Below are 21,513 nucleotides of genomic sequence, written 5' to 3' on the forward strand. Positions count from 1 at the left end.
AATTTCCCTAAGAGTTACAGCAAACCTGCGCTTTTTAGCGCGTCTTCCACAACCCGTTGAGCCGGGTCAGTCAGTGGAGTCATTGGCAGACGCAGAGTGTCATTCGCCATTAACCCCAGCCTCTTCGCGGCCCATTTCACCGGAATTGGGTTTGCTTCTACAAATAAATGCTGATGCAATGGCATCAAGCGCTGATTCAAACGGCGTGCTTCTGCAAAGTTACCCTGTGCAGCCAATGCGCAAAGCTCAACCATTTCACGCGCAGCAATGTTTGCTGTCACCGAAATAACCCCTTTGCCACCCAGTTGCATAAAGTCTAAACCGCTCGCATCGTCACCACTGAGCAGGATGAAATCTTCATCATCAACCAGCACTTGGATCTGACTTACACGACTTAAGTTCCCTGTTGCTTCTTTAACAGCAACAATATTTTTAATCTTAGCTAAACGGGCAATGGTCGGCGGTAACATATCGCAACCGGTACGCGATGGCACATTATAAAGAATTTGTGGCAAATCGGTACTTTCAGCAATCGCTTTGAAGTGCTGATATAACCCTTCCTGCATCGGGCGGTTATAATACGGCGTTACTGTCAGGCAGCCCACCACACCGGTATTATTGAACCGCTGTGTGAGAGAAATTGCTTCGGAGGTGGCATTAGCGCCGGTTCCGGCAATGATTGGAATGCGGCCATCGGCCAGTTCGAGTGTCTGCAAGACCACATCGACATGCTCATCATGATTCAGTGTTGCAGATTCGCCGGTCGTACCGACGGAAACAATCGCCGCAGTGCCACTAGCCACATGATAATCGATAAGTTTTTTAAGGCTCGCGCGGTCGACAGCACCTTTGTCGTCCATCGGCGTTATCAGTGCAACTATGCTTCCTGTAAACATTCGATTTTCTGTAAATTCTGGACTTCCCATAAACATTGCCCACCCACTCCTTAAACAAGTTCCTCATGGTACTTTTGACCTCTACCCAAAAGCAAGTAAACAACTGTGTTGTAAGCGCTTGGCAGCAGGTTTTTTTTATGTTTACCATGGTAACCCCAAAGAGCATGACAGGAAGAGTGATTTTGCCGCAGCTTGAACATTATCTGGTCATTACCGCACTCGGTGCTGACCGCCCTGGAATAGTGAATACCATCACCCGCCATGTCAGCAGCTGCGGTTGTAATATTGAAGATAGCCGGCTGGCCATGTTCGGTGAGGAATTCACCTTTATTATGCTGCTTTCGGGCAGTTGGAACGCCATTACCCAACTGGAATCGACTTTGCCGCAAAAAGGCGCAGAGCTTGATTTGCTGATTGTGATGAAACGCACCAATGCGCAAAATCAAAAAGCAATGCCAGACACCGTATGGGTTAAAGTTGAAGTAAATGATTCCCCCCATATTATTGAACGGTTTACCAATCTGTTCCATTGTCACAATATGAATATTGCGGAGCTGGTTTCCAAGACTCAACCGGCTGAAGGTGATATTCCTGCACGATTGCATATCCAGGTGAGTGCCCACAGCCCCGCCAGCCAAAACAGTTCGATAATCGAAAACGCTTTTTATCAGCTATGTACAGAACTCAACGCACAAGGCAGTATTAGCGTTGTGAACTATCCACAGCATGACTCACGAATGGAGAGTTAGTAATGAGCCCATTGAAAGCCGGTGATATTGCGCCGAAGTTTAGTTTGCTCGACCAAGATGGCGAGCAAATTAGTTTGGCCGACTTCCAGGGACAACGTGTCTTGGTCTATTTTTATCCGAAAGCCATGACACCTGGCTGTACTGTTCAGGCCTGCGGTCTGCGCGATAATATGGATGAATTGAAAAATGCAGGCGTTGAAGTGCTGGGCATTAGCACCGATAAACCTGAAAAGCTGTCACGTTTCGTCGAAAAAGAGCTGCTGAATTTCACTTTGCTGTCTGATGAAAATCATGAAGTTGCAGAGCAATTTGGTGTCTGGGGCGAAAAAAGCTTTATGGGGAAAACTTATGACGGAATCCATCGCATTAGCTTCTTAATAGGTACTGATGGCAAGGTTGAGCATGTGTTTGATAACTTCAAAACCACCAATCACCACGATATCGTTTTGGACTATTTACGCCAAAGTGCTTGAGTCATAACACACCGGCCCTGACCGATAAATTGCAAAAAAGAGCGCTCAAACGCTCTTTTTTATTGGCAATAAATCGAATGATCCCCAAAGCCATTGCTGTTGCAGCAAGGCAGCCAGCGAACTCATCCCGATGAGCTGACTCCGGTCAGTGATTCGGGTGAGTGAGTGCAGCTAACACCGCTGCGGCATCAAGGGCACAGGGGATAGTTAATCTGCGTCGGGGATAAACTCCTCCGGCCAGGCATGAATAACCGCTTTGACCAGTGTGGCCAACGGGATGGCAAAAAACACCCCCCAGAAGCCCCACATTCCGCCAAAAATGATCACTGACAGGATAATGACCAGCGGATGCAAATTCACGGCTTCCGAGAACAATACCGGCACCAACAGGTTGCCATCCAGCCCCTGCACCACCAAATAGGCGACAAAAAGCGTCCAGAAATCTGCCCCGATCCCCCATTGGAATAGCGCCACTAACACCACCGGAATGGTCACTATCACCGCGCCAATATACGGAATCAGAACAGAAAAACCGACCAATACCGACAGCAACAGAGCGTAATTCATCCCCAGCACGAAGAACACCAAATAGGTGGCAATACCGACCACCACCATTTCCAGCACTTTTCCGCGAATATAGTTGGTAATTTGTTGGTTCATTTCCAACCAAACCTGACCCGCTAAACCCCGGTTACGCGGTAAAATACGGCGCACGGCATTCAGCATTTGCTCTTTATCTTTGAGCAGGAAAAACAGCATCAGCGGCACCAAAATCAAATAGATAGCCAATGTCAGTAAGCCGATTAATGAAGCCAGCGAGATTTTTACCACTGACTCGCCCATACCAGAGAGCTTGCTGCGCAGATTTTCCGCCATCATATCGACAATACCGGCATCCACCAATGCGGGGTAGCGCGAGGGCAATGTTTGAGCAAACGCATTGAATTTATTCAGCATTTTCGGCATATCTGACATCAGATTATTGCCCTGCTGCCAGACGGTGGGAGCAACAACAAACACCGCCAACAATGCAATACCGCCGAATACCACTAACACAATACTGGCCGCCCACGGGCGCGAACAACCAATACGTTGTAACCGAGCCGTCGGCCACTCTAACAAATACGCCAGAACAATCGCCGCCAACAGCGGGGCCAAAATGCCGCTAAAGAAGTAGAGAATACAAAACCCAGCCAACAGAATAACCAGTAAAGCGATAACCTGCGGGTCGGTAAAACGACGGCGATACCATTGTAACAACAGCTCTAGCATCCGAAATTGCTCCTTAAGTACCATGAGGAACCCGCAGATTGGGGAATTCCTTAAACAGCCCCATCAAGAGGCATAACCCGCAGGTCAGTTATACGTGCCAGCGGTTTCTTTATCGCCATTGCCTTAGTCGCCATTCCTTTATATAACTATTTCTTTATACCTATAGGCTGACTAAGATAGTTGCGAGTCTCAGTTAGGGATGATGAGCTTAACCTTTGACCTATTTAAGACTATTTTTGTGATCCTATGCCCAATAGATTTCAAAATGCAGGACGGCGGCAAGCAAAAGAGCCCCGATGAGCTTACTCAAGTAAGTGATTCGGGTGATTGAGCGCAGCCAACACACCTGCTGTTTGAAAGATGACGGGTATAACTCGCTTTCGTGATGATTGTACTGGAGAGCAGTGCAAGGAAGAAGAACTCTTACACATCTCGGAGTCTAATTGTCATTACATCAGTAGGGGCAACCTCGTTTATGACATATCAGTTAAATAAAACAGGTCAGTTAAATAAAACAGGTCGGGTAAGTAAGACGGTGATAGCTACATTGCTCAGTAGCTTACTGCTTACCAACCCTATAGCTGTCAATGCTGAGACACAGACCCAAGACCTGCTGCCCGATATCGGTACTTCAGCGGGGGCAACATTAAGTATTGATCAGGAAAAAGCCATGGGGGACTTTTATGTCCGCCAGATGCGCGCCAGTGCCCCGCTGATTTATGACCCATTATTGACACAATATATCAATTCGCTGGGTAACCGCTTAGTCGCCAATGCTTATTCGGTGCGTACACCATTTCATTTCTACTTGGTGAATAACGACCAGATAAACGCCTTTGCATTCTTTGGTGGCAATGTGGTGCTGCACTCGGCCCTGTTCCGCTATACCGATAATGAGAGCGAACTGGCCTCGGTATTAGCCCATGAAATATCGCATGTCACTCAGCGCCATCTGGCGCGAGCAATGGAAGAACAGCAGCGCATGGCCCCCCTGACGTGGGTGGGTGTGCTAGGGTCTATTCTGCTAACAATGGCCAGCCCACAGGCGGGCATGGCGGGCTTGAGCGGTACATTAGCCGGTGCTCAGCAAGGGATTATCAGCTTTACCCAAGGCAATGAACAGGAAGCCGATCGAATTGGCATTCAAGTGCTACAACGTTCAGGGTTTGATCCACAAGCGATGCCGAACTTCCTGCAAAAATTAGCCGATCAGTCGCGATATGCATCCAAACCACCGGAAATGCTCTTGACTCACCCATTACCCGACAGCCGATTATCTGATGCGCGTAACCGGGCTAATCAGATGAAACCGCACCCGATTGCCTCGTCGCAAGATTATTTGTTCGCCAAAGTTCGTATTTTGGGCATGTATGGTTCGACCGAAAATAGCCTGACGCCCGATCTATTGGAAACCCTGAGTAAAGGGACGACGCGCGAGCAATTGGCCGCTAAATACGGCCAGGCCATTTTATGGTACCAGGCAAAAAAATACGATGAAGCCCGTAATGAGTTACAACCGCTGTTAACCCAACAGCCGGGCAACATTTGGTTCCTCGATTTAATGACTGATATCGATTTGGGGCAAAATAAAGCCGCTAGCGCCATTAGCCGCCTGCAAGCCGCAACAGCCAATCTGAAAGATGAGCAGCCGGTATTACAACTGAATCTGGCTAATGCTTATGTTGAGGGCGGAAAACCGGCAGAGGCCATCAAAATCTTGCGCCGTTATACTTTCAGCTATCCGAATGACCCTAACGGCTGGGATTTATTGGCACAAGCGGCGGCGGCACTGGGCCTGCGCGATCAAGAACTGGCAGCGCGTGCAGAAAGCCTGGCATTGAGTGGTAAATTGACTCAAGCCATTGGCTTGCTCAGTGATGCCAGTGCGCGGATGAAGTTAGGGAGTTTAGAACAGGCTCGCTATGATGCCCGTATTGACCAGTTGCGCCAATTGAATGAGCGCTTCCGTAAATACCAGAAGTCCTAAGGAAAGTTACTATGAAAGACGTCACGATTTACCACAATCCGCGTTGCTCCAAAAGCCGGGAAACACTCGCATTAGTCGAGCAACAGGGCATTCAACCGCAAGTGGTATTGTATTTAGATACCCCGCCCTCGGTGGCAACGTTAAAAGAATTACTGCAACAGTTGGGTTTCAGTGACGCTCGGCAATTGATGCGCACCAAAGAAGAACGCTATAAAGAGTTGAATCTGGCAGATAACACACTGACACAACAGCAATTGCTGCAAGCCATGAGTGATAATCCTAAGCTTATCGAGCGCCCAATTGTGGTTTATCACGGCAAAGCGCGTATTGGCCGCCCACCAGAGCAAGTATTGGAAATATTGAAGTGATTTAATGAGGGGTTAAAAGATAAGTATTGAACGAATGCGAGACTGCTTATTCGTTCAATATTTATAATCCGAGGATCTCTTTCACAAAGGGGATGGTTAGTTTGCGCTGCGCGGTAATAGACGCGCGATCAAGCTGATCCAGTGTCATAAACAGCGTGCGCATTTCCCTGTCCAGCCGTTTTAACAGAAAACGACCGACATCTTCCGGTAATTCAAAACCCCGCAATTTGGCCCGTAATTGCAAAGCTTGCAATTTTTCATCATCTGATAAGGGCTGTAATTTATAGATTTGCCCCCAATCAAGTCGAGAGGCTAAATCAGGTAAACCGAGGTTCAACTGCCGCGGCGGGCGATCGCCGGTAATCAATAAACGGGTACGACCGGTTTCCACAATGCGGTTATAGAGATTAAATATCGCCATTTCCCACTGTTCGTCGCCTGCAATGCACTCAATATTATCAATACAAATCAGAGCCAACTGCTCCATGCCATCCAACACTTCCGGCACAAAATAAGCACGTTTATCCAGCGGGACATAACCCACTGCCTCACCTTTTTGTGATAACTCAGCACAAGCAGCATGTAACAAGTGACTGCGGCCACCGCCTTCGCGCGACCAGAAATAGATATAACTGCCATGAGACTGGTGAACAGCAGACTGGATCGCAGCTAATAGGGATGGGTTCTCCCCCGGATAAAAACTGGCAAAAGTTTCATCATCGGGAAGATAGAGTGGCAGTGAAAGCTGTGCCGGCGTATTCAGAAGCACCTCAACCAACAAAACGGGCGGGAAAACGTGGCAAGTTTACCACAAAAACTGACAACAGCATAAAAACCTGATCTGAGGCGAAAAGCTGGCCGAACCGACAAGCGCGGCTCAACCAGATATCACTTTATTTAAGTGTGGGCTCTTCTTCCGTGGCCTCAATAATCTCTTCTTCCGTGCGGATCAAACTGATCACCTTGAACAACAGACTCAGACCAATACCGACCACTGTTGCCAGCGCCATGCCTTTCAGTTCAGTTGCACCAATGTTCACTTTCGCCCCACTCACCCCAATGATCAGGATAACCGAGGTTAAAATCAGGTTTTGTGCTTTGTTATAGTCAACTTTTGACTCAATCAACACACGGATACCTGACGCCGCAATCACCCCGTACAACAGCAGTGAAACACCGCCCATGACCGGCACCGGAACCGCCTGAATTGCCGCAGCCAATTTGCCAACACAAGACAGCATAATCGCCAAAATAGCTGCGCCGCCAATAACCCAAGTGCTGTAAACACGGGTAATTGCCATAACCCCGATATTCTCACCATAAGTGGTATTTGGTGTGGAACCGAAGAAGCCGGAAATCACCGTCGAAATACCATTGGCAAACATTGAACGGTGCAAGCCAGGGTCACGAATCAAATCCTTTTTCACAATATTCGCTGTAACCACCAAGTGCCCAATATGTTCGGCAATCACCACCAAAGCGGCTGGCAGGATGGTCAGAATGGCAAACCACTCAAAGCGCGGGGTATAGAATGTGGGTAAAGCCAACCAATGGGCATCGCGAATAGGAGTCAAATCAACCACTCCCATCACGAATGACAAGGCATAACCCACTAGCACACCAATCAGAATAGGGATAATGGCGAAGAAACCGCGAAACAACACCGATCCTAGAATGGTCACACCTAATGTCACCATTGAAATGATGATGGTGGTGGAATCGACTGTCACCCCTTCAGCAGGCAGCAACCCGGCCATACCGGCTGCCACACCGGCAAGTTCAAGGCCGATAACTGCCACAATCGCCCCCATCGCCGCGGGCGGGAAGAGTACGTTCAACCAACCGGTACCGGCTTTTTTCACAATCAGTGCCACCAGGCAAAACAGCACGCCGCACATGATAAAACCGCCCAAGGCGACTTCGTATCCCAATGGCAACAGCAGCAATACCGGTGAAATAAAGGCAAAACTGGAACCCAGATAAGCCGGGATTTTTCCCTTACAAATGAATAAGTAAAGCAAGGTCCCGATACCGTTAAACAGCAGCACTGTCGCCGGATTAATTTTAAACAGAATAGGAACTAAAACAGTGGCACCAAACATCGCGAACAAATGTTGGAAACTCAGGGGGATCGTCTGGAGCAGCGGTGGACGCTCGCTGACGCCAATGGTGCGACGGCTCATTATCTCTATCCTCTTCAATGGTGTGATTTATACCCGTCACACTTCAAGCTGCATGTGCGTTGGCTGCCTTCGCTCACCCGAATCACTGACTCGCGTCAACTCATCGGGATTTACTCAGTTGCCGCTTTCCTGCGACTCGAATTATTTAGGGTATATGCTAAAAATTATTCAAAAAAAAGCCGACTATCGAGTCGGCTATCATCGTTTATTTGGTTCCGAAAATCTTATCACCGGCATCACCCAATCCTGGGATAATGTAACCCTGTTCGTTCAGACCTTGGTCGATGGAAGCAGTGTACAGCTCGACATCTGGATGAGCAGCTTCCAGTGCTTTAATACCTTCAGGTGCGGCAACCAACACCAACACTTTGATGCTCTTACAGCCAGCATTCTTAAGTAAATCAATGGTCGCAATCATTGAACCACCGGTTGCCAGCATCGGGTCAACCACCAGCGCCATGCGCTCATCGATATTTGACACCAGCTTCTGGAAGTAAGGTACTGGCTTCAGAGTTTCTTCATCACGATAGACGCCCACAACACTGATTCGCGCGCTAGGGACATTTTCCAATACCCCTTCCATCATGCCCAAACCAGCACGCAGAATAGGGACTACAGTAATTTTTTTCCCTTTAATCTGCTCAATCTCAACCGGCCCATTCCACCCTTCGATGGTGACTTTTTCAGTTTCTAGATCGGCGGTTGCTACATAAGTCAGTAAACTTCCCACTTCAGACGCTAACTCGCGAAAACGCTTTGTACTGATATCATTCTCACGCATCAAACCAAGTTTATGTTTTACTAGCGGGTGTTTCACCTCAACGATCTTCATTATTTTTCTCCTGGTTAGGCGACTGGCGGCCAAAAAAATCGCGAGATTATACCGCCTTTTTTTTTGAACACCACAATGAATAGCCTGATTCAGATCAATAGAAAATCATTATTAAGTCAAGCAAGCTAAAAATCAGCGTGATATCACAAGCTACTCGCAAACGTTTGCCTGCGCTGTTAGAATTGTCGCGTTTTCTTCCAAAGCTCAACCACGGGGACCTCGCAGTGACCAACAAAACCTCTCTCAGCTATAAAGACGCAGGTGTAGATATTGATGCCGGCAATGACCTTGTTGATCGCATAAAAGGTGTGGTTAAACAAACTCGTCGCCCAGAAGTGATGGGGGGATTGGGCGGGTTCGGTGCCCTGTGCGCTTTGCCACAAAAATACCGTGAACCTATTCTGGTTTCAGGCACTGACGGCGTCGGCACTAAGCTGCGTCTGGCGATGGACCTGAAACGCCACGATACCATCGGTATCGATTTGGTCGCCATGTGTGTTAACGACTTGGTGGTCCAGGGTGCTGAGCCACTGTTTTTCCTTGACTACTTTGCTACCGGTAAACTGGATGTGGATACTGCCGCCAGTGTGATTACCGGGATTGCCGAAGGGTGCAAACAGTCAGGTTGTGCACTGGTTGGGGGCGAAACTGCCGAAATGCCGGGGATGTACCACGGCGAAGATTATGACGTTGCCGGTTTCTGTGTCGGTGTGGTCGAAAAATCTGAAATCATCGACGGCAGCAAAGTCGCGCCGGGTGATGCTCTGGTCGCTTTAGGTGCCAGCGGCCCACACTCCAATGGTTATTCACTGGTGCGTAAAATTCTGGAAGTCAGCAATACCGACCCAGAACAGACCCAATTGGACGGTAAATCGCTGGCCGACCATTTGCTGGAACCGACCAAAATCTATGTGAAATCTATTCTTAACCTGATTGAGCAACTTGATATTCATGCTATTGCTCACTTGACCGGTGGTGGCTTCTGGGAAAATATCCCGCGCGTATTGCCACAAGGAACTCAAGCGGTTATTAATGAAAAGAGCTGGCAGTGGCCGGCAGTATTTAGTTGGTTGCAAGAGACCGGTAATGTCAGCCGCCACGAAATGTACCGCACATTTAACTGCGGCGTCGGTATGGTTGTTGTGCTCCCAGCGGAGCTGGCAGACAAAGCGGTTGAGTTACTGACAGCATCCGGTGAAAAAGCCTGGAAAATCGGAGTGATCGCTGCGGCAGCTGATGGTGTAGAACAAGTTATTATCAATCAATAACATTGCTGACTCAGCCTGCAACTTCAAGTAAAGGGTATTACCCAAAGTCATTGGAGTGGCAGGTAGGCGGCAAATGAATGAGCCCGATGAGTTTACATCAGTAAATGATTCGGGTAAGTGAGTGCTGCCAACACCCCTGTAGCTTCAAGTACGAAGGGTATTATGAAAAAGATAGTGGTTTTGGTCTCGGGCCAAGGCAGTAATTTACAAGCACTGATAGACGCCCAACAGCAGGGGCGTATTTCAGGCGAGATTAGTGCTGTTTTTAGTAATAATCCGCAAGCTTATGGGTTAGAACGTGCTGAATTGGCGGGCATTGCACACCATGCAATAGATGCCAAATCCTATGCTGATCGTGCCAGTTTCGACTTGGCATTAGCGCAAGCCATTGATCAATATCAACCTGATTTGCTGGTGCTAGCGGGTTATATGCGCATTCTCAGCCCAGAATTTGTTCAGCATTATGCTGGCCGGATGTTGAATATTCACCCCTCACTGTTACCGAAATATCCCGGCTTGCATACCCATCGTCAAGCATTAGAAAACGGCGATCTGGAGCACGGAACTTCAGTCCATTTTGTGACGGAAGAACTGGATGGTGGCCCGGTCATCCTGCAAGCCAAAGTCCCGATTTTCAGTGATGATACCGAAGAGGATGTGATTGAGAGAGTTCAAACTCAAGAACACAGTATTTATCCGTTAGTGGTCGGTTGGTTTACTGATGGCCGTTTGGCAATGCGTGAGAATGCAGCTTGGTTGGATAATAAGCGTTTGCCAACACAGGGCTATGCGGCTGAATAAAAACAGGTTAAGTGATATTGATTAAAGGCGCTACCATTTTAAGGTGAGCGCCTTTTTTAATTCCCCTGTGCTTATACCTTGTGCTAATAGTATAATTTTTAAGGCAGCAGCCGCTGTCGTCATATGAGGAATAAGCATGTCTACCACTAGCAGCGTCCGGTTACGCCCTCTGGAACGGGATGATCTGCCGTTTGTCCATCAGTTAGATAACAATGCCAGCGTTATGCGCTATTGGTTTGAAGAGCCTTATGAGGCTTTCGTCGAACTGTCTGATCTGTATGATAAACATATCCACGATCAGAGCGAGCGCCGTTTTATTATTGAAAGCCAGGGGACAAAAGTCGGCCTGGTTGAGTTAGTTGAAATTAACCACATTCACCGCCGTGCTGAGTTTCAGATTATTATCGACCCAGCCCATCAAGGCAAAGGTTTTGCTGGTTCCGCCGCACGACTTGCGATGGAATACGGTTTTTCTGTCCTCAATCTGTACAAACTCTATTTGATTGTGGATAAAGAAAATGAAAAAGCCATTCATATTTATACAAAATTAGGCTTTGAAATAGAGGGTGAATTGAAACAAGAGTTCTTTATCAATGGTGAATACCGCACAGTAATTCGTATGTGTATTTTCCAGCCGCAATATTTGGCTAAATATAAGACACCATCGATAAAGAGTGCTTAATATCTTGGGGCCAATTCAGTTGGCCCTAAAATCAATTCACGTCAGCAGTGATAATAAGGGGAAATCCTCTTTTAGTGCCAAACTCATGAGTTGTTGTTTAAATTGCCAACTTGAATTATCTATGGATTCACAACAGGTATGATAAGAATAAATGATACCAACCAAGTCATCTTCTGTTATCTCACCATGCTGACTAACATGGGCTGAGATGAGCGCTTTCAGATAGAAGAAATCTATCACTTGAAGATTAAAGACAGTAATCGCAGACTTATCCCCCATCGCTAATTGATCATGATGAATACGATAAAGAAAATAATTACGCAATACTGAATTGTGCTGCATGAAAAATGGCAATGCATACTGATGCCAGGCATCGCTTAATTGCTGTTCAATATTCTTCGGGCTCATCAATTTATCGGTGAGAACTCCCTGCAACGTATTGGCATAGGCCAGCAATACTTTAGCACCACGGATATCGGGCATCTGAGTCATAAAGTGGCGAAAGTAATTTAATAACTCGCAACGAATAGCTGGAGCGTAATCTATAGCCATTAAGGCATCCGCCGCTTTCCCCGAGGCAACGGCAGATATTAGCCTGACACGTAAACTATCGATCTCGGCCATTTTGTTTTTATTCACATCTGAACACATTTGATCCATCTGCAAAAATTGATTTATTGCCCACAGACTTTCTTCAATAGCACTCGTATCTTCAGTCGCGGCAATAATAGCAGCACACGCACGATTAACTAACCGCTCATCAATAACAATATCTGCCGCTTTGTAATAATCACATTGATGGATAGTCGAAAATCGCAATGTTAACGCTTCCGGAGAAAATAAGACTTTCCGCGTAACTTCCGGGCAGGAAAGCGACATACTTTTGATTTTCTGATTTTTATAAATATGCTCGACGCGGGGGTAAGTCGCACAATGATGACTCAGCGCATTAGCGCCTGCATGTTTGTGAATTTGACATAACCGTTGTTCATCAAGAAAGGGGCAACTCCCCTGGCTGTCGGGGTGAATATTAGCCCAAGAGGCAAGGCTGGCCTGGGTAACGGAAATATGGTTAATAGCAATGCGCTTGATATCTGCGTAAGGGCTTTTAATATATTTTTGATAACGATTTCTATCCAGCGTGACATTCTGGCCTTTGCAGCAATGTTCACGACAAGCTGTACCGACACAGCTAAATGTCTCCATAAAATCAGGCTGAGTTATCAATAGCTCTTTCACTTAATACTTCCATTCAATAGTCACCTAAATAACAAGCGGCACATGAAAGTATAAACTTAAATCGCAATTGATAAATAAAGCGAACACCTTAGAAAAGTGGGGTGGTCTGCTATGACTCTATAATCCGGCTGATTAGCCGTAGCGCCCGGTAATATAATCTTCAGTACGCCGCTGATGTGGTGAAGTAAACAACGCATCAGTATCATTATATTCCACTAAACATCCCTGGTGGATAAATGCGGTGTAATCTGAAACCCTGGCCGCCTGCTGCATATTGTGAGTCACTAATACCACGGTATATTGCTGTTTTAATTCAGTAATAAGTTCTTCGATAGTCAGCGTCGAGATAGGGTCTAACGCCGATGTCGGCTCATCCAGTAAGAGCACCTCCGGTTCAATCGCAATCGCTCGGGCTATCACTAAGCGCTGCTGTTGACCACTGGAGAGGCGAAAGGCATTTTCACGCAACCGGTCTTTAACTTCATGCCACAAAGCGGCAGCCCGCAATGAGCGCTCGACGGCCTCATCAAGCACCCGGCGGTCTCGGATTCCCTGCAAACGCAGGCCATAGACCACATTCTCATAAATAGATTTTGGGAAGGGATTAGGCCGCTGGAAGACCATGCCGACTCGCCGCCGCAAAGCGGCAACATCAGTATTTTTCTCGGTAATCGCTTCACTGCCAAGAAAAATTTGCCCTTCGAGGCGGCAGTTATCCAACAAATCATTCATTCGATTAAAGCAGCGCAATAAAGTGGATTTACCGCAACCAGAAGGGCCTATCAGCGCGGTCACACGGTGCCTGGGCACATTAAAAGAAATATCGTGCAATACCTGTTTGTCGCCATAAAACAAATTGAGCTTTTTGACCGCCAGTGCAGTTTGCTCATGAGTTAATTGCTGCACATCTAATAGCGGCAGCGAATCTGGCATCAAAAGTCCCATATTCCATCCTGCAGGTTAAAAAGTTCCGTCATAGCATTAAACTACGGTATTTTTCACGCAAATGATGGCGAATACCAATAGCCGCTAAATTAAGACCCACCACAATAATCACCAGCAATAACGCAGTGGCGAACACTAATGGGCGGGCAGCTTCTACATTGGGGCTTTGGAATGCCATATCGTATATTTGGAAGCTTAAATGCATAAATTTACGTTCTAAATGCAGGAAAGGGAAAATGCCATCCACCGGCAAGAGCGGTGCTGATTTCACTACCCCCACCAGCATCAATGGAGCCGTTTCCCCCGCGGCTCGCGCTACCGCTAAAATCAGCCCGGTAATCATGGCGGGAGCGGCCATTGGCAACACAATATGCCACAAAGTTTCGGCTTTGCTCGCCCCCAACGCCAAGGAACCCTGCCGTAAGTTAGCCGGAATGCGCGATAGCCCCTCCTCGGTCGCCACAATCACCACCGGCAATGTCAATAAAGCCAGTGTTAATGCCGCCCATAACACTCCCGGCGTACCGAATGTTGGGCCAGGTAGAGCTTCAGGATAAAATAGTTTATCCAGTGAACCGCCAATTAAATAGACAAAGAAACCGAGGCCAAATACGCCATAAACAATGGACGGCACGCCCGCTAAATTCACCACGGAAATACGAATCATCCGGGTCAGCGCATTTTTTCCTGCATATTCGTGTAAATAAACTGCCGCAATCACTCCTAATGGCATAACCACGATGGACATTAATATCACCATCAACACAGTACCAAAAATAGCCGGGAATACCCCGCCTTCAGTATTGGCATTACGCGGGTTATCGGTCAGGAACTTATGCGTTTGCACTGCAAAATGGCGCAGTTTCTGCCAGAGGCTCATATCATTGGGATACCAAGCGCGGTTGATTTGGCTAAGTGGGAGTGGATGAACTTGCCCATTCATGTCGCGCAACAATAGGGTATAGCGGTTTTGGTCCGTTTGCAGGCCCCGCAGTTTCTCCATCATCGCCTGATGGCGACGCTGGAGTTCGCCCCACTCGGCATCAATTCGGTCTTGCGATTTACTGTCAAAATCACCACTCATTTGCAGGCGTTTTTTCTGTAATCGCAATGCTTCGAACTGCTGATTCAGCATGTTCATTTGGCGGAACTGAATATCTTGGGACTGCCTAACCAGCGCTTGTATCACCGGAATGCGCTTTTGCAGTTCCTGCGCTAAATTATCACCGACGACGGGCTGGCCGTTATCCCGCATTCCTGCGATAAAACCATATGCCGTGCCATTGTTTTGGCGATCTAATACCAATAAATCTTTAGGCCGGCTACGCTGTTGAATATCCGTGTCCAGCAGCCGATGAAAATCTTGCCCTTGTATTTCGCGGTTACCGGTCTTAATCAGATAGCGGGTCACTGTATCACCCGTCTCTGGCGGTAAAATAATACCCGCCTGATCTAATTGCTGGCGAGGGAGAGACTGTTGCTGATAAATTTCACCAATAACCCTGACAGGGCCGGCGGCTGTTTGCTTGAGTTCAAACACATAAACGGGGCTGGGCCAGAAATAACGCATCCCCTGCCCCGCCAATAATAAGACCACACCCAGCAAGGCCAACAAGCTGATACTCACCGCCCCGGCAGTCAGCCAGATCCATGGCGAACCGGACGCAAACCACTTTTTGGTCAAGCTGGTCATCACGCAGTTGGCTCCATCTGATAGCGTTCACGTAACCGCAGACGAATGGATTCGGCGAGTGTGTTAACTAAAAATGTGAAACAAAACAGCACTAACGCCGTCAAGAACAACACCCGATAATGGCCACTTCCTATTACGGCCTCCGGCATTTCAATGGCAATATTGGCTGCCATTGCCCGTAGCCCTTGGAAAATACTGCCATCGATAATCGGCGTATTCCCGGTCGCCATCAGCACAATCATGGTTTCCCCCACGGCGCGACCAAAACCAATCATCAGCGCAGAGAAAATACCGGCGTAAGCGGAGGGCAAAATAACACGAATTAATGTCTGCCAAGGGGTTGCACCCAGTGCCAGTGAACCTTGGCTCAGTGATGGCGGGACACTAAATAGCGCATCTTCAGCCAGTGAGAAAATAACCGGAATAAGGGCAAACCCCATGGCAACCCCAACCACCAAGGCATTGCGCTGAGAATAATTATCGCCCAACCATTCATGTAACGGGACGCCCAGCGCCCATACCGTGAGTTTCGGCCCCAACCAGAGCGCCAGCCAGCCAGTCAACAGAATAACCGGCAGCAAAATAATGATGTCCCAGCCCGCGGGCAATTGGCGTTGCGTTTTTGCCGACAATCGCGCGCTTCCCCAGCCACACAATAAAATTGTCAGGGCCAGCAAGGGCGGCAACAACAAAATCCCGGTCAAATAATGCTCAATGACCGGTGCCAGCCAAATACCGGCAATCAAACCGATAACCACCGTCGGGAATGCGCCCATCATCTCAATTGTTGGTTTAACAATTCGTCGCAAGCCCGCCGACATAAAATAAGCTGTATAAATAGCACCGGCCAATGCCAAAGGTACGGCGAATAACATGGCGTAACCTGCCGCTTTTAATGTGCCGAAGATGATGGGTATCAGGCTGAATTTGGCTTGATAATTCTCTTGTGCCGAACTTGACTGCCAGACATAAGCCGGTTCGGGATAATTTTCATACCACACCCGCTGCCATAGGCTGCGCCAATTGATGTCAGGATAGCGATTGTCTAATTGATAGGTAGACCACCCGGCCGCATTCTCTACCAGCAGACCCTCGCCCCAGGGAGAGAATGCGGCATGGGTAATGCCCGCAGCCAGTTCATGCTGTAATAGCGGCGCAGACTGGATACTGGAAAAGAGCGATAACTCACCTTGTGGCGACAATGAAGCAAACACTCGCCGCGCATTCTCAGCCGTCAGTAAGCCCTTACTTGCGGGAATAAAGCTGCGAATCCGGGTCAAATGGTATTGATTATCCGGCTCTTTGAGCACATCAAACCACTGCGTAACAACACCGTCCGGCGCTTGAACCAGTAATGACTTCCCTCCCGCCAGTAGAGAAAGTCTCAATGGCCCTTGCGATGGGTGTTTGTCACCCAACAATTTATCCTCCGACAAAGAGACAATTTCACGCAAGGTAAGCTCAGTGCCAAATTGGTAAATATAGAGCTGATGACCGGATAACAGATAGAGCAAACGCCCGTCGGGCGTCAATAACAGCTGGTCAATGACCTTGGGCACCTCCGTCATCTCGATGACCTGCTGCCCTTGAGCGGTAAATCTGCCGGCCATTAAACGGCCATCATCTGTGGTGGCGGCCAGAGAAAAGTGCTGAGGTTGCGGTTCAGCCAACACCAAATGACGCAGATTTTGGCCTTTCAAATCCAGAAAACGCGGCTGCTCACCCAGCGGAAATTGCCAACGGGGTGCGGTCGCTGAAAAGTCGGGTTGCAGTAGCATGAAGCGGCCATTACTCAGGCCAATGCCATACAAAGGTTGCCCACCCACGGCGCGGCTGATTGACACCGGCGGCGGTGATACCTGTTGTTCACTGATAAGACTCCCGGCGGGCGATTTCCCCTGCGGACTTAACCGGATGAAATAGCCTTTTCCTTTATCATCAATGCGATATCCGACCTTCCCTTGGGTACCTACCCCCAGAGCAAGCGTGGGTGCTGTGCGATCCACGGCAAACTGACTATCTAAATTGATTGAAGCTGGCTTAAACAGAGGCAGCGCTGCGTACAATAAATAAACAAAAATCAGCATTAATGTCAGCAAAACCAACAGGCCACTGCCCGTCACTAACATACGCACCAGACGTTCAATGACAGCCCGGCGCTTATCTCTCCCTGATGTTGTTACCACGCCCGCTTGCTGCATAATCTGCTGTTGCCCCATGCCCTTACCGTGTTTTCCGTCTATTTTGCCAATCCAGGCGTCCATCTATAATAGATATACCGCCAGATAACCGTGCATCTTATGTCAGTTTTGTGGCGTTTGCATGACTATGTTGGCGTTATTAACTAACAAAGTTAACTCATGATATCTGTTGGACTTTCTTGTCAAACTTTCGCAATAATGATTGAGGACACTAAATACTCCCACAATAATCTTACTGGAGTTGCAATGGGTCAGGAAAAGCTCTACACCGAAAAAGAACTCAGTTGGTTATCTTTTAATGAGCGGGTATTGCAGGAAGCGGCGGATAAGAGCAATCCACTTATCGAGCGGATGCGATTTCTTGGCATTTACTCCAACAATCTCGATGAATTTTATAAAGTCCGTTTTGCCGATCTGAAACGGCGCATTCTGATTAGCGAGGAGCAAGGCTCTGCCGTGACCTCCCGCCATTTGCTAAAAAAAATCCAAAGCAAAGTGGTGAAAGCTGATCAAGAATTCGACGGGCTTTATAATGATCTCTTGCTGGAAATGGCGCGTAATCAAATCTTTTTGATTAATGAGCGGCAAATTTCCGAAAACCAGCAAATCTGGTTAAAGCAATATTTTAAACAGCATTTGCGCCAGCACATCACGCCGATTCTGATTAACCACGACACCAATCTGGTGCAATTTTTAAAAGACGATTACACCTATCTGGCGGTAGAAATCATTCGCGGCCAGGATATTGCCTATGCCCTGCTAGAAATTCCTTCAGATAAAGTACCGCGCTTCGTTAACTTACCACCAGAAGCCCCTCGTCGCCGCAAGCCAATGATATTACTTGATAATATTCTTAGGTATTGTCTCGATGAGATTTTTAAAGGCTTCTTTGATTACGACGCGCTGAATGCTTACTCCATGAAAATGACCCGCGATGCGGAATATGATTTGGTCACTGAAATGGAATCCAGCTTGCTGGAATTGATGTCATCGAGCTTAAAACAGCGCCTGACGGCGGAGCCAGTACGCTTTGTTTATCAACGCGATATGCCGGATGAAATGGTAGAATTGCTGCGCAATAAGCTGGGTATTTCTAATGATGACTCGGTGATTGCCGGTGGTCGTTATCACAATTTCAAAGACTTTATCAACTTCCCCAATGTGGGCAAAAGTAATCTGGTAAATAAACCCTTACCGCGCCTGCGCCATATTTGGTTTGATAAATTCCGCAATGGGTTTGATGCTATTCGCGAACAAGATGTGCTGCTGTATTACCCTTATCATACTTTCGAGCATGTCTTGGAATTACTGCGTCAGGCATCATTCGACCCCAGCGTTTTAGCCATTAAAATCAATATTTATCGCGTTGCGAAAGATTCGCGCATTATTGAGTCGATGATCCATGCGGCCCATAATGGCAAGAAAGTGACGGTGGTGGTCGAATTACAAGCGCGTTTCGATGAAGAAGCCAATATTCATTGGGCCAAAAGCTTAACAGCCGCCGGTGTACACGTTATTTTCTCCGCGCCGGGGCTAAAAATCCACGCCAAGTTATTCCTGATCTCCCGCCTTGAAGGCGAGGAAATCGTGCGTTATGCCCATATTGGTACCGGTAACTTTAATGAGAAAACAGCACGGATTTATACCGACTATTCCTTGCTGACGGCTGATGCCCGTATTACCAATGAAGTGCGGCGGGTATTTAACTTTATTGAAAACCCGTACCGCCCGGTCAAATTCGATAATCTGATGGTGTCCCCGCAGAACTCACGTTTGATGCTGTATCAATTGATCGACCAGGAAATTATTCATGCTCAGGCGGGCGAAAGCGCCGGTATTACCCTGAAGATAAATAATTTAGTGGATAAAGGGCTGGTAGATAGGTTATATAGCGCCTCCAGTGCGGGGGTAAAGATCCGGTTATTAATCCGTGGGATGTGTTCGTTAATCCCCAATATGCCGGGGATCAGCGATAATATTCAGGTCACCAGTATTGTTGACCGCTTCTTAGAGCATGACCGAGTGTACGTTTTTGAGAATAAAGGCGACAAACTGGTCTATCTCTCTTCTGCTGACTGGATGACCCGTAACATTGATTATCGTATTGAGGTAGCAGTTTCATTACTGGACCCGAGGTTAAAACAGCGGGTGCTGGATATTTTAGAGCTGTTATTCAACGACACGGTAAAAGCCCGTTATATTGATAAAGAACTGAGTAATCGTTATGTACCGCGTGGAAATAGGCGCAAAGTACGTGCACAGATTGCCATCTATGATTATTTAAAAGCGCTGGAACAACCAGACGCGTCGAGCTAAAACTATGCCGCTAACCAATAATTCGACTACCACAAAACCGCAAGAAATTGCTGCTATCGATCTGGGTTCTAACAGTTTTCATATGGTTATTGCCCGTGTCGTTAACGGCGCATTGCAGGTTTTAGGGCGCCTGAAGCAGCGCGTGCATCTGGCTGATGGTCTGGATAGCAATAATATGCTCAGCGAAGAAGCTATTGAACGGGGCCTGGCTTGTCTGGCCCTGTTTGCAGAACGCTTGCAAGGTTTCTCGCCAGACAACGTCTGTATTGTGGGTACGCATTCACTGCGACAAGCCGCGAATGCAGAGACTTTCCTCAAGCGCGCCGCCGAAGTTATCCCTTATCCGATCGAAATCATTTCTGGTCAGGAAGAAGCGCGTCTGATTTTCATGGGAGTCGAACATACTCAGCCGGAGAAAGGCCGCAAACTGGTGATTGATATCGGTGGTGGTTCAACCGAATTGGTTATTGGCGAAGATTTTGAACCTCTGCTGGTCGAAAGCCGCCGTATGGGGTGCGTCAGTTTTGCTCAACAGTTTTTCCCACACGGCGAAATCAGTAAAGCCAACTTCAAACGCGCCCGTTTGGCTGCCGCACAAAAGTTGGAAAACCTCGCCTGGCAATACCGAATTCAGGGCTGGCAATATGCTCTGGGGGCATCCGGCACCATTAAAGCCACTTATGAAGTATTGGTGGAAATGGGCGAGAAAGACGGTTTGATCACCCCAGAGCGCCTCGACATGCTGGTTGAGCAAGTGCTGCAATACAAACACTTTTCAGCACTGAGCTTGCCGGGGTTATCGGAAGACCGCCAATCAGTATTTGTGCCCGGTTTGGCTATCTTGTGTGGTGTGTTTGATGCATTGGCAGTCAAAGAATTACGTTTATCCGACGGTGCGCTGCGTGAGGGGGTGCTGTATGAGATGGAAGGCCGCTTCCGTCATCAGGATATCCGTCAGCGCACGGCAAAAAGTTTAGCAGAACACTATAATATTGACCGGGAACAAGCTCGCCGAGTGCTGGAAACCACTGAGCAGCTTTACACCCAATGGTTGGCGCAAAATACCAAACTAGTACAACCGCAACTTGAAGCATTGTTAAGATGGGCGGCAATGCTACACGAGGTGGGTCTCAGTATTAATCACAGCGGGATGCATCGCCATTCTGCCTATATTTTGCAAAATACTAACTTGCCGGGCTTCAATCAGGAACAGCAATTACTGTTGGCAACTTTGGTGCGTATGCATCGAAAAGGGATTAAGCTTGATGAGTTGCCGCGCTTGAATTTATTCAAGAAAAAGTATTATTTGCCGCTCATTCAATTATTGCGCTTAAGCACTTTATTGAATAATCAGCGTCAATCTACCACCACACCGGAAACTCTGCGGCTGATAACTGATGATAGCCACTGGACATTGCGTTTCCCTGCGGGTTATCTGGCACAAAATAATCTGGTGCAACTGGATTTTGAACGTGAGCAGGCTTATTGGGATGACGTGGTGGGCTGGAAGCTGATTATCGAAGAAGAAACACCGGAAGAAGCTGAATCTGAGCACAGCTAACTGTTGCTGATACCAAACAAGCTGCAATTTCAAGGGCACAGGGAAAT

18 protein-coding genes are annotated in these 21,513 nt (G+C 47.7%); 9 read left to right on the forward strand and 9 right to left on the reverse strand.

Annotation, left to right across the window (positions count from 1 at the left end):
* Positions 1-14 precede the first annotated feature (14 nt).
* Positions 15-896, reverse strand: coding sequence for a 4-hydroxy-tetrahydrodipicolinate synthase (gene dapA / locus DX162_RS00135; RefSeq protein WP_032820161.1), 882 nt, complete (start codon positions 894-896; stop codon positions 15-17).
* Between the two features lie 182 nt (positions 897-1,078).
* Here dapA and DX162_RS00140 point away from each other — a divergent pair, with 182 nt between their 5' ends.
* Positions 1,079-1,645, forward strand: a complete 567-nt coding sequence (locus DX162_RS00140; RefSeq protein ID WP_049563090.1) for a glycine cleavage system transcriptional repressor — start codon at positions 1,079-1,081, stop codon at positions 1,643-1,645.
* A 2-nt stretch (positions 1,646-1,647) separates the two neighbouring features.
* On the forward strand, positions 1,648-2,118 hold the full coding sequence (bcp, locus tag DX162_RS00145; RefSeq protein ID WP_004391288.1) for a thioredoxin-dependent thiol peroxidase: 471 nt from the start codon (positions 1,648-1,650) through the stop codon (positions 2,116-2,118).
* A 207-nt stretch (positions 2,119-2,325) separates the two neighbouring features.
* On the opposite strand, the gene DX162_RS00150 is transcribed toward bcp, so the two are convergent.
* Complete coding sequence (locus tag DX162_RS00150) at positions 2,326-3,390, reverse strand: AI-2E family transporter (protein ID WP_004391287.1); 1,065 nt, start codon at positions 3,388-3,390, stop codon at positions 2,326-2,328.
* Positions 3,391-3,865: 475 nt separating this feature from the next.
* Between DX162_RS00150 and bepA the strand changes: the two genes are divergently transcribed.
* Positions 3,866-5,377, forward strand: a complete 1,512-nt coding sequence (bepA, locus tag DX162_RS00155; protein ID WP_004391286.1) for a beta-barrel assembly-enhancing protease — start codon at positions 3,866-3,868, stop codon at positions 5,375-5,377.
* 11 nt (positions 5,378-5,388) lie between these two features.
* Positions 5,389-5,745, forward strand: a complete 357-nt coding sequence (gene arsC, locus DX162_RS00160) for an arsenate reductase (glutaredoxin) (protein ID WP_004391285.1) — start codon at positions 5,389-5,391, stop codon at positions 5,743-5,745.
* 61 nt (positions 5,746-5,806) lie between these two features.
* On the opposite strand, the gene hda is transcribed toward arsC, so the two are convergent.
* The 3 genes from hda to upp all read right to left on the reverse strand — a co-directional run bounded on the left by hda (position 5,807) and on the right by upp (position 8,760).
* A complete protein-coding gene (gene hda, locus DX162_RS00165) occupies positions 5,807-6,514 on the reverse strand; it encodes a DnaA inactivator Hda (protein WP_032820160.1) in 708 nt (235 codons plus the stop codon).
* A 124-nt stretch (positions 6,515-6,638) separates the two neighbouring features.
* Positions 6,639-7,928 (reverse strand): uracil permease, encoded by a 1,290-nt coding sequence (uraA, locus tag DX162_RS00170; RefSeq protein ID WP_004391282.1) that lies wholly within the window; start codon positions 7,926-7,928, stop codon positions 6,639-6,641.
* Positions 7,929-8,133: 205 nt separating this feature from the next.
* Positions 8,134-8,760 carry a uracil phosphoribosyltransferase gene (gene upp, locus DX162_RS00180; protein ID WP_032820148.1) on the reverse strand — a complete coding sequence of 209 codons (627 nt, stop codon included), beginning with the start codon at positions 8,758-8,760 and terminating at the stop codon, positions 8,134-8,136.
* 224 nt (positions 8,761-8,984) lie between these two features.
* Between upp and purM the strand changes: the two genes are divergently transcribed.
* From purM to speG, 3 genes are all read left to right on the forward strand, one after another.
* Positions 8,985-10,028 (forward strand): phosphoribosylformylglycinamidine cyclo-ligase, encoded by a 1,044-nt coding sequence (gene purM / locus DX162_RS00185; protein WP_004391280.1) that lies wholly within the window; start codon positions 8,985-8,987, stop codon positions 10,026-10,028.
* 162 nt (positions 10,029-10,190) lie between these two features.
* Entirely contained in the window at positions 10,191-10,829 is a 639-nt protein-coding gene (purN, locus tag DX162_RS00190) for a phosphoribosylglycinamide formyltransferase (RefSeq protein ID WP_004391279.1), read from the forward strand.
* A 136-nt stretch (positions 10,830-10,965) separates the two neighbouring features.
* Positions 10,966-11,511 carry a spermidine N1-acetyltransferase gene (gene speG, locus DX162_RS00195; protein WP_004391278.1) on the forward strand — a complete coding sequence of 182 codons (546 nt, stop codon included), beginning with the start codon at positions 10,966-10,968 and terminating at the stop codon, positions 11,509-11,511.
* 36 nt (positions 11,512-11,547) lie between these two features.
* Here speG and fliB read toward each other — a convergent pair whose 3' ends face one another.
* The 4 genes from fliB to DX162_RS00215 form a co-directional block, all read right to left on the reverse strand.
* Positions 11,548-12,750 (reverse strand): flagellin lysine-N-methylase, encoded by a 1,203-nt coding sequence (gene fliB, locus DX162_RS00200; RefSeq protein ID WP_004391277.1) that lies wholly within the window; start codon positions 12,748-12,750, stop codon positions 11,548-11,550.
* 132 nt (positions 12,751-12,882) lie between these two features.
* On the reverse strand, positions 12,883-13,695 hold the full coding sequence (gene pstB, locus DX162_RS00205; protein ID WP_032820146.1) for a phosphate ABC transporter ATP-binding protein PstB: 813 nt from the start codon (positions 13,693-13,695) through the stop codon (positions 12,883-12,885).
* Between the two features lie 28 nt (positions 13,696-13,723).
* A complete protein-coding gene (gene pstA, locus DX162_RS00210; protein WP_032820145.1) occupies positions 13,724-15,388 on the reverse strand; it encodes a phosphate ABC transporter permease PstA in 1,665 nt (554 codons plus the stop codon).
* Positions 15,388-17,589, reverse strand: coding sequence for an ABC transporter permease subunit (locus DX162_RS00215; RefSeq protein ID WP_032820156.1), 2,202 nt, complete (start codon positions 17,587-17,589; stop codon positions 15,388-15,390). The genes pstA and DX162_RS00215 overlap by 1 nt, the downstream gene beginning before the upstream one ends.
* A gap of 246 nt (positions 17,590-17,835) precedes the next feature.
* Here DX162_RS00215 and ppk1 point away from each other — a divergent pair, with 246 nt between their 5' ends.
* Both ppk1 and ppx read left to right on the forward strand, forming a co-directional pair.
* On the forward strand, positions 17,836-19,905 hold the full coding sequence (gene ppk1 / locus DX162_RS00220) for a polyphosphate kinase 1 (RefSeq protein ID WP_049562526.1): 2,070 nt from the start codon (positions 17,836-17,838) through the stop codon (positions 19,903-19,905).
* Between the two features lie 4 nt (positions 19,906-19,909).
* The gene (ppx, locus tag DX162_RS00225; RefSeq protein WP_004391273.1) at positions 19,910-21,466 is read left to right on the forward strand and encodes an exopolyphosphatase; all 1,557 of its coding nucleotides are present in this window, start codon (positions 19,910-19,912) and stop codon (positions 21,464-21,466) included.
* The last annotated feature ends 47 nt before the right edge of the window (positions 21,467-21,513 follow it).

It is taken from the genome of Yersinia kristensenii, assembly GCF_900460525.1.
In the GTDB taxonomy this organism is placed as follows: Bacteria; Pseudomonadota; Gammaproteobacteria; order Enterobacterales; family Enterobacteriaceae; genus Yersinia; species Yersinia kristensenii.

Coding starts and splice junctions, on each gene's coding strand:
- speG (WP_004391278.1), top strand. CDS start 10,966: ATGTCTACCACTAGCAGCGTCCGGTTACGCCCTCTGGAACGGGATGAT.
- pstA (WP_032820145.1), bottom strand. CDS start 15,388: ATGACCAGCTTGACCAAAAAGTGGTTTGCGTCCGGTTCGCCATGGATC.
- uraA (WP_004391282.1), bottom strand. CDS start 7,928: ATGAGCCGTCGCACCATTGGCGTCAGCGAGCGTCCACCGCTGCTCCAG.
- bcp (WP_004391288.1), top strand. CDS start 1,648: ATGAGCCCATTGAAAGCCGGTGATATTGCGCCGAAGTTTAGTTTGCTC.
- upp (WP_032820148.1), bottom strand. CDS start 8,760: ATGAAGATCGTTGAGGTGAAACACCCGCTAGTAAAACATAAACTTGGT.
- DX162_RS00150 (WP_004391287.1), bottom strand. CDS start 3,390: ATGCTAGAGCTGTTGTTACAATGGTATCGCCGTCGTTTTACCGACCCG.
- DX162_RS00215 (WP_032820156.1), bottom strand. CDS start 17,589: ATGCAGCAAGCGGGCGTGGTAACAACATCAGGGAGAGATAAGCGCCGG.
- ppx (WP_004391273.1), top strand. CDS start 19,910: ATGCCGCTAACCAATAATTCGACTACCACAAAACCGCAAGAAATTGCT.
- dapA (WP_032820161.1), bottom strand. CDS start 896: ATGTTTACAGGAAGCATAGTTGCACTGATAACGCCGATGGACGACAAA.
- ppk1 (WP_049562526.1), top strand. CDS start 17,836: ATGGGTCAGGAAAAGCTCTACACCGAAAAAGAACTCAGTTGGTTATCT.
- bepA (WP_004391286.1), top strand. CDS start 3,866: ATGACATATCAGTTAAATAAAACAGGTCAGTTAAATAAAACAGGTCGG.
- purN (WP_004391279.1), top strand. CDS start 10,191: ATGAAAAAGATAGTGGTTTTGGTCTCGGGCCAAGGCAGTAATTTACAA.
- arsC (WP_004391285.1), top strand. CDS start 5,389: ATGAAAGACGTCACGATTTACCACAATCCGCGTTGCTCCAAAAGCCGG.
- pstB (WP_032820146.1), bottom strand. CDS start 13,695: ATGGGACTTTTGATGCCAGATTCGCTGCCGCTATTAGATGTGCAGCAA.